Source organism: uncultured Rossellomorea sp., from assembly GCF_947488365.1.
Taxonomy (GTDB): Bacteria; Bacillota; Bacilli; order Bacillales; family Bacillaceae_B; genus Rossellomorea.
In genome coordinates this window covers 41721-54927 of the sequence record NZ_CANKZT010000004.1, presented here as the reverse complement: position 1 = coordinate 54927, position 13207 = coordinate 41721, and the positions used below count along the sequence as shown (strand labels likewise).

At 44.1% G+C, this 13207-nt stretch carries 11 protein-coding genes and 1 riboswitch; of the genes, 1 reads left to right on the top strand and 10 read right to left on the bottom strand.

The window, feature by feature from the left end; all coding sequences use genetic code 11:
• Nucleotides 1-185 precede the first annotated feature (185 nt).
• From Q1B03_RS14860 to Q1B03_RS14840, 5 genes are all read right to left on the bottom strand, one after another.
• On the bottom strand, nucleotides 186-1715 hold the full coding sequence (locus Q1B03_RS14860) for an AbgT family transporter (RefSeq protein ID WP_299742858.1): 1530 nt from the start codon (nucleotides 1713-1715) through the stop codon (nucleotides 186-188).
• 193 nt (nucleotides 1716-1908) lie between these two features.
• Nucleotides 1909-3216, bottom strand: a complete 1308-nt coding sequence (locus Q1B03_RS14855; RefSeq protein ID WP_299743963.1) for a hypothetical protein — start codon at nucleotides 3214-3216, stop codon at nucleotides 1909-1911.
• 6 nt (nucleotides 3217-3222) lie between these two features.
• The gene (locus Q1B03_RS14850; protein WP_299742855.1) at nucleotides 3223-4455 is read right to left on the bottom strand and encodes a M20 family metallo-hydrolase; all 1233 of its coding nucleotides are present in this window, start codon (nucleotides 4453-4455) and stop codon (nucleotides 3223-3225) included.
• The gene (locus Q1B03_RS14845) at nucleotides 4452-5774 is read right to left on the bottom strand and encodes an amidohydrolase (protein ID WP_299742853.1); all 1323 of its coding nucleotides are present in this window, start codon (nucleotides 5772-5774) and stop codon (nucleotides 4452-4454) included. Before Q1B03_RS14845 ends, Q1B03_RS14850 begins: the two co-directional genes overlap by 4 nt.
• Entirely contained in the window at nucleotides 5761-6972 is a 1212-nt protein-coding gene (locus tag Q1B03_RS14840) for a M20 family metallopeptidase (RefSeq protein ID WP_299742850.1), read from the bottom strand. The genes Q1B03_RS14845 and Q1B03_RS14840 overlap by 14 nt, the downstream gene beginning before the upstream one ends.
• 256 nt (nucleotides 6973-7228) lie before the next feature.
• On the opposite strand from Q1B03_RS14840, the gene Q1B03_RS14835 reads away from it, so the two are divergent.
• Complete coding sequence (locus Q1B03_RS14835) at nucleotides 7229-8401, top strand: YecA family protein (protein ID WP_299742847.1); 1173 nt, start codon at nucleotides 7229-7231, stop codon at nucleotides 8399-8401.
• Nucleotides 8402-8485: 84 nt separating this feature from the next.
• On the opposite strand, the gene Q1B03_RS14830 is transcribed toward Q1B03_RS14835, so the two are convergent.
• The 5 genes from Q1B03_RS14830 to Q1B03_RS14810 all read right to left on the bottom strand — a co-directional run bounded on the left by Q1B03_RS14830 (nucleotide 8486) and on the right by Q1B03_RS14810 (nucleotide 13094).
• Nucleotides 8486-9307, bottom strand: coding sequence for a MetQ/NlpA family ABC transporter substrate-binding protein (locus tag Q1B03_RS14830; RefSeq protein WP_299742844.1), 822 nt, complete (start codon nucleotides 9305-9307; stop codon nucleotides 8486-8488).
• Between the two features lie 21 nt (nucleotides 9308-9328).
• Nucleotides 9329-9994, bottom strand: a complete 666-nt coding sequence (locus Q1B03_RS14825) for a methionine ABC transporter permease (protein ID WP_044338425.1) — start codon at nucleotides 9992-9994, stop codon at nucleotides 9329-9331.
• Nucleotides 9984-10997, bottom strand: coding sequence for a methionine ABC transporter ATP-binding protein (locus Q1B03_RS14820; protein ID WP_148970314.1), 1014 nt, complete (start codon nucleotides 10995-10997; stop codon nucleotides 9984-9986). Before Q1B03_RS14820 ends, Q1B03_RS14825 begins: the two co-directional genes overlap by 11 nt.
• Before the next feature lie 71 nt (nucleotides 10998-11068).
• A riboswitch (SAM riboswitch) is annotated at nucleotides 11069-11174 on the bottom strand.
• Nucleotides 11175-11652: 478 nt separating this feature from the next.
• Entirely contained in the window at nucleotides 11653-12348 is a 696-nt protein-coding gene (gene chbG / locus Q1B03_RS14815; RefSeq protein WP_299742828.1) for a chitin disaccharide deacetylase, read from the bottom strand.
• Nucleotides 12349-12368: 20 nt separating this feature from the next.
• Nucleotides 12369-13094: a GntR family transcriptional regulator gene (locus Q1B03_RS14810; RefSeq protein WP_299742825.1), complete on the bottom strand. Its 726-nt coding sequence runs from the start codon at nucleotides 13092-13094 to the stop codon at nucleotides 12369-12371.
• Nucleotides 13095-13207 lie beyond the last annotated feature (113 nt).

The following is a 13207-nucleotide window of genomic DNA, read 5'->3' as shown; positions in this document are numbered from 1 at the left end:
GTATACAACAGGATTTGTCATAATAGTGTAAAAATAGGGTAAATTAACTGAAATTTGTTAACGCTTACATTACTATTAAGTAAATTCGAACTATAAAAATTGACAAAGCCCGGTTCTGGAGCGAATTAACAGCTCCCGAACCGGGCTTATGATTATTTTCTAGTTAAATAGTAATAATTCCGCTTTTACAGATAGACTCCTACCCCTGGACCAAATGGAATGCCTAATAACGCAAAAGTCAGGAGTAATACAATCCATACAGATAAGAAAGCAATCGTATAAGGAAGCATTAGTGAGATCAAGGTTCCGAGTCCCGCTTTCTTATCATACTCCTTCATAAAAGCAAGGATCACGATGATATACGGGTTCATCGGTGTGATGATGTTTGTGGATGAATCCGCAATACGATAGGCGGCTTGTACAAACGCCGGGTTATACCCAAGTGTCGCAAACATCGGGATAAAGATCGGTGCTTCCAATGCCCATTGAGCGGAACCACTAAAGATCAATAGATTCAATAATGCTGTCAACAGGACAAATCCGATGATGGCTGCGAGCCCCGTCATATTGATCGATTCGAGGAAATTCGCTCCGCTGACCGCTACCCAAGTCCCTAGATTTGTCCAATCAAAGTAAGCGATAAATTGCGCGGCTGCAAAGATTAATACGATATAACCGCCCATGTCTTTCATGGCTTCTGTCATATACTTAGGTACGTCCCTTGACGACTGAATCTTCTTCACCGTCACCCCGTAAACAACACCGATCACGATAAAGAAGAATAGCGTGATGGGAATGATCCCGGATAAGAAGGTAGACGGAATAAGTCCCCCATCTTCATTTCTCATCGGAGAGTTCGGCCAGGCAATCGAAACGACTAACAGGACGATGAATGCTAATCCTGCCAGGGTTGCATTTCGGAGTCCTTTTCCTTCTAATGGACTTTCTTCTTCTAAGGTTTTATCTACTTTCCCTTTATATGTCCCTAAACGGGGTTCAACAATTTTTTCTGTGACAAAAGCTCCTACAGCTGTAAGAAGGACAACAGAAGCAATCATGAAGTACCAGTTATCCACCGGTGTGACCGTCACTTCAAATGCTTTGGCAGCTTCGGTTGATATCCCGGCTAGTAACGCATCGGTACCGGTAATGATAAAGTTTGCCGTAAATCCTGCCCCTACTCCGGAGAATCCGGCAGCGAGTCCCGCCAGAGGATGTCTTCCCACCGTATAGAAAATCATGGCGGCAAGTGGAGGAATGATAACGAAGGCTGCGTCTGACGCCAGGTTCCCCATGATCCCTACCATAATAACAGCGTATGTAATCAATCCTTTCGGAGCGTTCAACACCGTTTTCTTGATCGCTGTCTCAAGGAGTCCAACCTTTTCGGCCAAACCGATCCCAAGCATCATCGCTAATACCAGGCCGAGTGGAGCGAAGCCGGTAAAGTTATCGAGCATGGAGGTCAGGATGTATTGGAGACCTTCTCCGGATACGAGGCTCTTGATGGCTAACTCTTCTCCGTTTTTCGGGTGGATCACCGTCACACCCAGACTTGAAATGAACCAGGAAAACAAGATAATAAAGAAAGATAAGTACACAAACAACATGAATGGGTCAGGGAGTTTATTCCCTACCTTTTCGATTCCACCTAAAATTCGAAGATATCCCTTCTCCTTTTTAGGTGAATTCGGCTCTAAATTGGGATTTATCATGAGGTCACTCCTTCAAATAATGTTTTAAGGAATAATTCCTTTTTACTTCCGTTAATAAGTATTTCGATATCGATTGTATAAATCCTCTTTATTTTTTAATATTTATGAGAAAATTTTAAATTTACGGATTACTGACTCGGCGAATATAAAAAATCCCCTACTCATAGATAGAGAAAGGGATTTTAAGATACAGTTATTTAAGTTGAAAGCGATATAACTTCCTTGGTCTTCCTCTTCCGCCGCTTTGTTCTTCGCCGCTGATTTCCACAATCCCGATCCGTTCCATTTCAGTGAGAATTCTGCGCCCGTTCCGTTCGGTGCTTTTCAGCCAGCGGGAAAGGTCTTGGGATGTGATTTCCTCTTTGTCGTAATGGCGGGAAAGAGAAAGGATTTTTGAGACGATGGCAGAACTGACCGAGGCCTCTTTAAAGACTTCCTTCCATTCATTGCCCAAGTTGTTGAGAGCGTATGTAATGGACTCTGACGATGGAAGAATTTCCGTTACCGTCTTGTCTTCATTGACACTTATGACGATGGAAGATTCGTGCTTTCTCGCATGTTGAAAAGCAAGACGGACATGATGCTCAGCTTCCAATACGGTCACACCAAACCCTAACCCCACACGGATATCCAGATCTGTATGTGCCTTCACTTCCTGAGTCAAAGTAGTGAAAACAGACTCCTTCTCATGAAGATCGAGTTCCCCTCTTGTTGTATAAACGAAGAATAATCCGTCCCCTAATTGAACCATGGACCCATTGATCTTTTGGGCGATATCAAGAAGATTGCGTTTCAGGTCCAGCTCTTGATGCTTCATTTTATAAGAAAAATGGGACTCGTCCAATGTCTGGGTCGAATAGATGACTTCGATTCCAACGATGGCAATTTGGGATTTTTGATATTTTCTCGATTGTGCCCTCTCTAATAAATACTGCAAAATCATCCGGATGGATAAATTCGTCGGTACGACTCGGTAACAAGGAATGCCTGCTTCAGTGAGTTGCTTCTGAACACTTTGAATACACGTGATCGCCGTTTCAATTTCTCCTTTTTCATAGAGTGAACGGTGATAGTCTACCAGCTCATCAGCACTCCGGTATCCTTCATATGGATAGGTTGCGATTTCCAGTTGATCAAAGGAGTGAAATTGAACCGCGGTTTCAATTTCCTCTTTTGAAATTGTATCTATACTAATTTTATTTAATAGAGTCTTTTCTTTCATTTGCGCTTCTAATAATGCTCCAAAGAAACTGGATCCATGTAAGGGCGGAAAGCTCCCTTCCTTTTCCGTGATCCATCCTTTTTCAAGCGCAAAGTAGAAGGGGGATTGTCCCGAAAAGAACCATTGATCTACTAGACCGCGGTTCTTCTCAAGAATCTCTTCTATCTCATTCACCCCGTGATAAGGAAAATTCATAAGTTCGATATTGTCAAAATGAGCGGCCACATGATTGATCCGCTGAATCGAATCATCAGGGCCGATGACACCAATTTTTATCATCAACTATCATTCACCTGCTTCTTGCCGCAATACTTCAGCTAGAATCTCGACTCCTGCATACATGTCTTCTAACGAGCTATGTTCCTTTGGATGATGGCTGATCCCTTTTTCACAGGGGATGAATACTAAAGCGGAAGGCCATTTCGCTGCCATATTCATGACATCATGCCCTGCCCCGCTGTCCATTTCAAACGTTTTGTACCCCAGCGTTTCCCCGGCTCGTTTGACTCTGGCTGTCAGCTCTTCATCTAATAGAATAGAAGGATTATCTACAAGAGTTTCTATGTTGATTGTAACATTAAATTCACCCTCTAAGCTTCGGCACTTTTCTATTATTTTATCGGCCATTGTACGCTTTAGGTCATCGTCGACGGAACGGATATCGATTCCCGCTTCTGTATGACCCGGGATGACATTCATGACGTTCGGTTTTACGTTCATCGTGCTGACGGTTGCTACAAGTGGTTTCCGGGACTGCTTTGATAGCTTTTCCGCTTCTTGAGAAACGAAGGGAATAAGTGGAGCGAGAGCCACTAGAGCGTCCGCCCGTTTCCCCATTGGAGTCGTTCCTGTGTGACCCGCCATCCCTTCGACCTTTACCTTCAAGCGGATCGGACAGGCTACACCCCGGACAATTCCGAATTGAGCGTCATGATCTTCGATTTGGGTCCCTTGTTCAATATGCAGTTCGATGAATGAGAGGATTTCCTCTTTTGATCGTTCAGCTTTTTCAATGGATGACCAGTCTAAGCCCGTTGATTCTACCGCTTCTTTAATGTTGACCCCATGGCGGTCCCTGACGCTTTCTACTGATTTATCAAGAATTCCTGCCACACTCTTACTTCCCAGGGTAGATACGCCGAAACGCGCTGACTCTTCTGAAGCAAAACAGGCCACTTCAATGGAGTGATGGGGTTCGAAACCACCGTCTTTTAATGCTTTCACGGCTCCCAGTCCACATAGGACACCGGCTGCCCCGTCATAACCTCCTCCGTTTTCAACCGTATCAAGATGAGATCCGGTCATGACAACTTGACCGGTGGCCCCTTCCCACCTGGCAAAAAGGTTTCCTGCCTGATCTCTTATAACGGATAACCCTAACGTTTCTGCAACGTCCCGAAACACATTCATGGAAGCAGTCTCTTCCTCGGAATAACCCAATCTCGTAAATCCATTGGGCTGTTCCATCGTTTCAACAAGATTTAAAGCTTCTAGAGTTGTACTTAACCATTCTTTCAACTCGTAACCTCCTCTTTGTGGTGAGATAATTTGAGAATAAGACGCGCGAAGGCATCCACAGCCACTTTTAATACTCCTTCTTCAAAATCAAATTGATGATGATGATGTCCGTTTTTCAATCCGGTTCCGAATACCATGAAGGTTGCTTTGCCCCCCTGATTTTGCACCTCATTCATCATATAAGTAACATCCTCTGATGCCTTTAAAGGTAAACCATCATGAATATCGGATATAAATGGACTTTCCTCGCCCATATCCTTTAACCACTGAATCCATTCAGGGTTACATGCTGCTTCAACCGTCTCTCCCACCACATCGATTCCGGTTTCCACCCCATAAAGGTCTCCCGATGCTTGAAGGATCCGCAGGGCTTCTTTCTGCATGTACTGATTGATGGCAGTCGTTTCCCCTCTTGTTTCCATTTCAAGGTGAGCTTCATCGGCAATGATGTTTCTGCCTGCTCCCCCTTGAAGCCTCCCGACATTGACCCTGGTCGCCCCGTCAGAATGGCGCGGGATATTGTAAAGGTGAAGAGTTGCTGCAGCAGCTGCCAATAAAGCATTCTTCCCTTTTTCAGGCTCGAGACCTGCGTGGGCCGCTTTTCCTTTATAAGTGACGTTGATTTTGGAGGAAGCGAGAAATGAATGAGTTGTAGCATACACTCGCCCAAGCTTTGTATCCCGTATGCCGATATGACCGCTTGCAAAATAATCGACATTCTCCAGCCAACCTTTTTTCACCATGGCTTTGGCTCCCCGTCCACCTTCTTCAGCTGGCTGGAAGAGAAGGGTGAACCTTCCAGAAAGCTGATCTATGTAAAGCGAGAGGAAGTTTGCCACACCCAGACCGATAGCAGCGTGACCGTCATGACCACAGGCATGCATGACCCCTTCATATTGTGAACGAAAGCCTTCTCTAGTCGGAAGGTGGTGTTGCGGATCATCCGATTCTTTGATGGGTAGAGCATCGATATCGAATCGGAATGCCATATGAGGACCAGGCTTTCCTGTATCAAATGTGGCAGCCAATCCTGTATGACCGCCTTTCATTTTGTCGATCCAGCTCTTTTCCACGCCTTCCTTTATGGCCCGTTCTTCTTGTTTGGCTAAATATTTTGGTGAGGGAATCCCGATTCGTTCGCTGGAATCCAATGCATCTTTTCCAAGGTGAATCGTGAAGCCAAGGTTGATTAATTCTTTTCCGATTAGATAAGTGGTGACATATTCAGTGAATCCAAGTTCGGGCTTCTGATGAAAGGTTCGTCTGAACGCAGTGAGTGTCGGTGATAGTTCATTGATAAAATGTTCAACAGTTCTCATCTTTCAAGACTCCTTTTTCAAGCTTTTTCAAGGTATCCAGTGCAAGTTGAGCCATCACTTCGACCCCTTTTACTAAAGCACTTTCATTTATTTTAAAACGCGGGTCATGGAGGGGATATTGGGTTTCTGTTTCCTTCACAGATGTTCCCAGCCAGTAGAAGGCACCGGGATATTCTTTAAGAAAACGAGAGAAATCCTCTCCTCCAAGAGACGGGGAAACCACTGGGGTGGAATTTTCTCCAAGAACTTTTTGTGCAGCGCCTCTCACTTCTTCTGCCCATTGTGGTGAATTGACTGTTGCAGGGTACCCATCTAAATAATCAATCGTCATTTGAGCATCGAAACTTTTTCCCACTCCTTCAATGATAGAGTGGAAACGATTCTTAACCATATCTTTCACTTCCGGTTTGAAGGTCCGGATGGTTCCCTCTAAGGATACTTCATCCGCAATGACATTATAGCGGTAACCTCCCTCGATTTTTCCGATGGTGAGGACGGCAGAATCAAGGGGATCCGTATTTCTGCTCACGATCGTTTGAAGCTGGGTAATGAGGTTGTTGGCAATAATGATGGCATCATTCGATTGATGGGGCATGCTCGCATGTCCGCCAGATCCATTAACCGTAATCTTAAAGCGGTCCGAAGCTCCCATGATTTCATGAGGCAGCACGCCGACTTCCCCGACAGGCAGATCCGGCCACACATGCTGTCCGAAAATGACATCAGGCTTATATTCATCAAATAAGCCATCGTCCATCATTTGCCGTGATCCTCCAACAGGAGCATTTTCTTCCGCCGGCTGGAAGACAAGAAGGATCGTTCCTGCCATTTCCGATTTCATCTGATTCAACACTTTCCCTGTACCCACCAGCATGGCGGTATGAGCATCGTGACCGCAGGCATGCATTTTGTTGTGAGTGCCGGATTTGTAAGAAAGGTCATTTTCCTCCTGAATTGGCAGAGCATCGATATCTGCTCTCAGTGCAACCGTGCCTCCTGGCTTTACTCCTTTAATGATGCCAAGCACTCCTGTTTTGGCATAGCCCGTTTTAAAAGGGATACCTGCTTCTGCCAATCTCACCTGAATCGTTTTCGATGTTTCAAACTCCTCACCGCTCACCTCTGGATGCTGATGAAAGTGTCTGCGTAATTCAATGACTTCCTTTTCTACTGATTGGACAAGCTGCTTTAACTTCATGAAAAATCTCCTTTTTCTGTCGAATGATTATTTAAGGAAAAGTTCCTTAATAATACCGTTAATGCATATATTCGATAAAAACTTGGAAAATCCTTTGAGATTGAAAAAAAAAGAGGGACGGACCTCCGTTTTTTTGCAGAAGTCCGTCCTTATCACGTTATCCTATTCTGACCTTGAGTTAGAGGTCCGTCCCTCTTCCCTTTTCCTTTCTCACCCATTACACTATAGGAAAATATGAAAGATAAAGGATGGTTGGATGGATCGTTTTGTTGAAAGGGTCGAACCGTATTTTTTGAGTGAGGACCCATTTGTGCAGAGGTATGCCATTGAAATGTTGGAGGATACTTATTTACCTGGAGGGGATACGTTTTTGACCGGATTGAAGGCCGTTGATCGGGGACCGGTTTCGGAATATTCTTCGCCTATTCTCCCTAATTTACTGTACTTACCTCTTAATGAAGAAGGATTGAATGAAGTAGTAAATCGTTTAGATGTCATGAGTAAAAAGGATAACAACCGACTGTTCTACATTCAATTAGTTACAAACGCCAGCACAGAATTATTAATTGCATACAGAAAAAAAGTAAATCAATACATAGGGGAGAAACAGTTAAAAGAAGTAGAGAAGCTTCCTTCTTTAACTATAGAAGAACTATACATGGCGTTGGCTGATGTTATGGTTTACCTGGATGAATATGAGTTTGACCAAGACTTTTATGATCATGGGAAAAGAATCATCAAGGAGCTTATAAAAAAAGGGGGCATTGAAAGCTGGGAAGTACAGAATGGACTTCAGAACATTATGGAGGAAGAGGAGTTTTTCGGATTTGAATGGATATATGTTGTCTACATGGCAGGTGAAATGCGGGAAGAAAGTGTAGTCCCCCTATTAGTGAGTCTCTTTAAAAACGAAGAGGAAGGCGACTTTTTATTTGAGGAAATTGCAAATACCCTCGTCAAAATAGGGACGGACCTGGTCGTACAAGAAGTTGAAAAAATAGCACTCTACGGAAACACCTTTTTCTACACTTTGGATGTACTTGGAAGGATCAAAACCAATGAAGCTGAACAAGCATTACTAAGACTGTTTGATCAAACCGAGGACCTAACCGCCAGAACAATCATGGCAGATAATCTATGTCGACATCTATCAACAGACGCGATTCCCAGGATAGAAGTTTTAATTGAAACAGGGTATGAAGATGGGCTGCTTTGCTTAGAAGAATCACTATATGTCAATTGCGTCATGAATGGCATCCAACACCCCAAACTTCCAGAGTGGAGACACTTACTGGAGGTAATGGAACTTGAAATGTTGAATGAACCAGCCGCGCTAATTCCACAACCCGTCATAAACGAAGAAAAAGTAGGACGCAATGACCCTTGCCCATGCGGCAGCGGTAAAAAATATAAGAAGTGCTGTCTATAAAATGAGGGACGGACCTCCGCATTTTGCGGAAGCCCGTCCCTATGGCTTTCTTATATTAAATATCCCGACTAGAGGTCCGTCCCTCTACTCCATCCACTCAGGCTTACCGAAGCCTTTGAATTCTTCGTCGATGATTTTCTCGAATTCGTCTGCTTCGACGACTGCTTTGATGTCTTTCACCAGTTGTGAGTCAACGTCCTTCGTATTTACAACCACTCGGTTTCGATACTGATCGGGCATGTCCTCCAGCTGAAGTGAATCAAGTAAGTCCATATCGGCAGCGAGTGCATAGTTCCCTGGAACCGCAGATAGATCAACACTGTCAACTGCTCTTGGCAGCTGTGCTGCTTCGATTGGTTTGAATTGCAGGTTTTTCACGTTTTCTGCAATATCTTTTTCTGAAACAGTCAATGGATCTGTATCCGGCTTTAACGTGATCAGCTTAGCATCCTCCAGAATCTGAAACGCCCGTGCTGCGTTCGTCGGATCATTAGGAATGGCAATGGCACTGCCTTCTTTTATGTTTTCAATCGAATCGAACTTCTGTGAGTAGATTCCCATTGGAGCCGTTGGTACGACAATCACTTCGGATAAATCCATATTATGCTGTTTCGCGAAGGTTTCCATGTAGATTTTATGCTGGAAAAGGTTCGCATCCAGATCTCCCTGGGCCAGTGCGTTGTTCGGCTGGATGTAATCACTGAACTCTTTCACTTCAACCGTGTATCCTTTTTCTTCAAGACCGGGCTTGATCGCTTTTGTCACCATATCACTGTATGGTCCGGATGTCGCTCCAATGGTTACCTCTTTTTTATCTTCCGCGCTTGAACTTGCTTCGTCCCCGCCGCAAGCTGCAAGAATGCTCATTGTTACCGCTAATGCTACGAATAAAATCCACTTTTTCACTTGTTGTTCCCCCTAAAGTAGTTATCGTTTATCGACTAATCGTGCAAACACATCACCCGTATACTGGATGAGCTGAACTAAACAAATTAAAATGACGACGGTCGTGATCATCACCGTGTTGTCATAACGGTAGTATCCGAAGCGGATCGCCAGGTCCCCGACTCCGCCTCCACCGACGATCCCAGCCATGGCGGAATAGGCGACTAAACTGATCGTTGTAATCGTGATTGCCTGAATCACCGCCGGTCGTGCTTCCGGTAACAGCACGTCCTTAATGATCATCCAAGGACTTGCCCCCACTGAAACCGAAGCTTCAATGACACCTTTATCAATCTCTCGCAATGACGTTTCTACCATTCTCGCAAAAAATGGAATTCCCGCAACAGAGAGTGATACGGATGCTGCCGTCGGTCCGATCGTGGTTCCGGTCAATAGTTTGGTTAATGGTAAGAGTGCTACTAATAGAATAATGAACGGAACCGACCGCACCATATTGACGACAAATCCAACGACCTTTTTAATCAAACTATTTTGTAAAAACAAGCCTTTGTCTGTTACAAAAAGAAGAATCCCAAGCGGTAATCCCACTAAAATCGCGACTCCAAGTGAAATCCCCACCATATAGACCGTTTCAAAAAAGGCTTTATTCAATTCTGGCAAAATCGCAGTCAATGAATCAGGCAGCATTCTCAAGCACCTCCAAGCTCTGCGTCTTCAGCGTGATGAATCGGATCGCTGCTTCGATTTCTTCATGGGAACCAATCAGCTCCATGATGAAAATCCCCAGTGGCACTTCCTGAATATATTCGATCTTGCCGTGCAGGATATTGCCTCGCACCTTGTATTTCTGGAACACTTCCGATACGACGCTTTCCTCTGCGATCGATCCTTTGAATTGGATTTTGATCAGTTTTCCTTTCCTTGATTCCACGAGGTGCGGCGGGAGTTCAAATTGAAGGATTGTTTCAATGAATTGCTTCGTTAAAGGCTGCTTAGGTTCTGCAAACAGGTCATAAACCGGCCCTTCCTCCACGATTTTCCCGTCCTGCATCACGGCCATCCGGTCGCATATCTCTTTCACCACTTCCATCTCGTGTGTGATGAGGACGATGGTCAAACCTAGTTCTTTATTAATCTTTTTCAATAGTTTCAAGATTGATTTCGTTGTATTCGGATCGAGTGCCGAGGTCGCTTCGTCGCAAAGTAAAACCGATGGGTTATTCGCAAGGGCTCTCGCAATCCCGACTCTTTGCTTTTGTCCTCCGCTGAGCTGGGCCGGGTACGCATCTGCTTTGTCCGATAGACCGACCATCTCAAGGAGCTCGACGACTCTGGGCTTGATTTTCGCTTTAGGTACACTAGCCGCTTTCAAGGCAAAAGCCAGATTGTCAAACACCGTTTTGGATTTGATCAAGTGAAAATGTTGAAAGATCATGCTCGTTTTTTGACGGGCGAGTCTTAATTGTTTGGACGTGAGTTTCGTGAAATCCTGTCCGTCAATGATGATTTCTCCTGATGTAGGGGTTTCTAATAAATTCAGGCAGCGAATGAGTGAACTCTTCCCCGCTCCACTGTATCCGACGATTCCAAAAATCTCACCCTTTTCGATTTTTACGGAAACGTTATCGACACCGACCACCGTTTGCTTTTTTGTACTGTAGGTTTTAACTAGATTTCGAATCTCGATCAATGTGCACACCCCTTTTTTCATCCAATAAAAAATGCCTCTTTCAACTGAAAGAAGCATCGCCTGTTTATCTCGACTTATCTCTCAGAATGAAATCATTCTGCAGGAATTGGCACCGTTCCAATACTGGAGGTTGCCGGACGTCGTAGGGCCTGATCCCTCGGTCACTCTGGATAATTGAAAGTATGTAATTTTCTAATTTTTTAATCTTATAGAGGATAATACTGGGTATGGGAATGGAAGTCAATAGGGAATTTTACAGTTGTTTTTATGTAAGCGTTATCTTTATTGTTGTACTAGGGAAGGTTTTTTTGTGTTGTTGGACTAGGGTTTGATCTTGGGGTGGAATATATCCACTTTTTTACAGTTAATAATATATTCCTAAAGTTGATAATAAAAGGGGGAATGTCGATAATAAAACTCCTCGCACCCTATCAATCCATGTATCTCACATCGATTTCAGTTAATATCCTGCCTTTACACCATCTCAAAGACTCAAAAACCATACATATTATCCAAAAACATTCCTTTCCACCTCCAATTGGGACTAACCTCCATTACCAATACAAAAAGGCACTACCTTCAATAGCAGCACCCCGATCATTTGTCATAACAACTCACTACAAATATTCTAATCTCTCAAACAACCAAACGAAAACTAAAACGTCCACTCCTTAATCACTGTCAACACATCCAACTCCCTCAACCGCTGCTCACAATAAGAAGAATTCATCTTCAAATAGGAATCAACATAAGCCGGATGACACATAATCTCAAGCGTCTCACCTCCATCCCTGCTGTCCAAAATCCTCTTCAATCCTTCAACCGACACTCCGTCCCCATAAAAGTCCATCGAGAACCGATCGGTTAACACATCCATTTCGCCACCCTTATCACCAAAAACATTCCGGACCGGTACCCCAAAGCGCTCTGACAATCTCTTCACCACCGGGATCAGTGGTCGAAAGCTATGAACATGATGATGACTGTCAATATGAGAAAGGGGCAGACCGAATGATAGAAATTTATCCACCTGAGCCTCCCACTCCATTTCAACCTCATCCACATTGATTTCTTTTTCTTCAAAAATCCTGCTGGTGTAACGGAAAAAGCCTCTTTCATCCTGTAGTGATGGTACCCCGGCCGAAACCGGTCTCCCGCATGTCAGTGTTAAATGGATCCCAACCTCTAATTCAGGAAAAACCTTCGCCAATTCCAACGCATGCAGAGTCCCGGGCATATTGACAAGCATCGTTGTTGAGTTGACAATTCCAAACCGGTGACTATCAACGATGCCATAGTTCACTCCCCGGCATAAACCAAAGTCATCTGCATTGACGATCACGTTCCTCATAATCCCCCATCCCCTTTTTTCTAATAGGTTCTTTCTACAAGAAAGCTCGCTTTATCTCCTCTGAAGATCGCTTTGGAAAATTCGATCACGGATCCATCCTCTACATAAGCTGTCGTTTCGATCATAAAGCAAGGTGTCCCCTCTGGTACCTCAAGCTTCCCTGCCACTCGCTCATCTGCTAAAAATAGCTCGATGGTTTCGATGGTTTTTTTAATTTTTATCTCAAACTGTGTTTCCAGGAGCTTGTAAAGAGATCTTTCACATTCGTCTTTATCAAGGCCTGGCGTCTTGTACCAGGGCAGATAGGCCACCTCATATTGCAGGGGCAGCCCGTCTGAATATCGGATCCTCTCTAACCGATTGACGGGATCTCCATTCTTCAATTCCAACGCTTTTTCCACTGTGGATTCTGCCGGGATGACATTCATGCTCAGTACCTTGATCTTAGGTTTCTTACCTTGTAATCGCAGTTGCTCTGTGTAGTTGTCGATCGTCGAGGACAGGATTTGACTGACTTTCTCTTCTGCGACAAAGGTTCCTCTTCCTTGCTCGCGATACACGTAACCTTCAAGTGTCAGCTGCTGGAGCGCCGTCCGGATCGTCGTACGGCTGACATTAAACTTTTCGCAAAACTCCGCCTCTGTCGGCAGTTTTGTATTCGGCGCATATTCTTTATTTTTAATCATGTGGATGATTTCTTCTTTTACATGCGAATGCAGGGCCTTTGCTTCTTGTGTCTCTTTCATTCTGTTTCTCCCTTCCACTTTCTTCCTATATTTGTTATAACACATCCACGTGCAATTCTCTATTCCTAATCATTTTATCATAAAAATAATTTGTTATTACAATTAAATAAAAA

Excerpts from the sequence above, each read along its gene's own strand:
- Q1B03_RS14860 (WP_299742858.1), bottom strand. The coding sequence starts at position 1,715 with ATGATAAATCCCAATTTAGAGCCGAATTCACCTAAAAAGGAGAAGGGA.
- Q1B03_RS14855 (WP_299743963.1), bottom strand. The coding sequence starts at position 3,216 with ATGATAAAAATTGGTGTCATCGGCCCTGATGATTCGATTCAGCGGATC.
- Q1B03_RS14845 (WP_299742853.1), bottom strand. The coding sequence starts at position 5,774 with ATGAGAACTGTTGAACATTTTATCAATGAACTATCACCGACACTCACT.
- Q1B03_RS14840 (WP_299742850.1), bottom strand. The coding sequence starts at position 6,972 with ATGAAGTTAAAGCAGCTTGTCCAATCAGTAGAAAAGGAAGTCATTGAA.
- Q1B03_RS14835 (WP_299742847.1), top strand. The coding sequence starts at position 7,229 with ATGGATCGTTTTGTTGAAAGGGTCGAACCGTATTTTTTGAGTGAGGAC.
- Q1B03_RS14825 (WP_044338425.1), bottom strand. The coding sequence starts at position 9,994 with ATGCTGCCTGATTCATTGACTGCGATTTTGCCAGAATTGAATAAAGCC.
- chbG (WP_299742828.1), bottom strand. The coding sequence starts at position 12,348 with ATGAGGAACGTGATCGTCAATGCAGATGACTTTGGTTTATGCCGGGGA.
- Q1B03_RS14810 (WP_299742825.1), bottom strand. The coding sequence starts at position 13,094 with ATGAAAGAGACACAAGAAGCAAAGGCCCTGCATTCGCATGTAAAAGAA.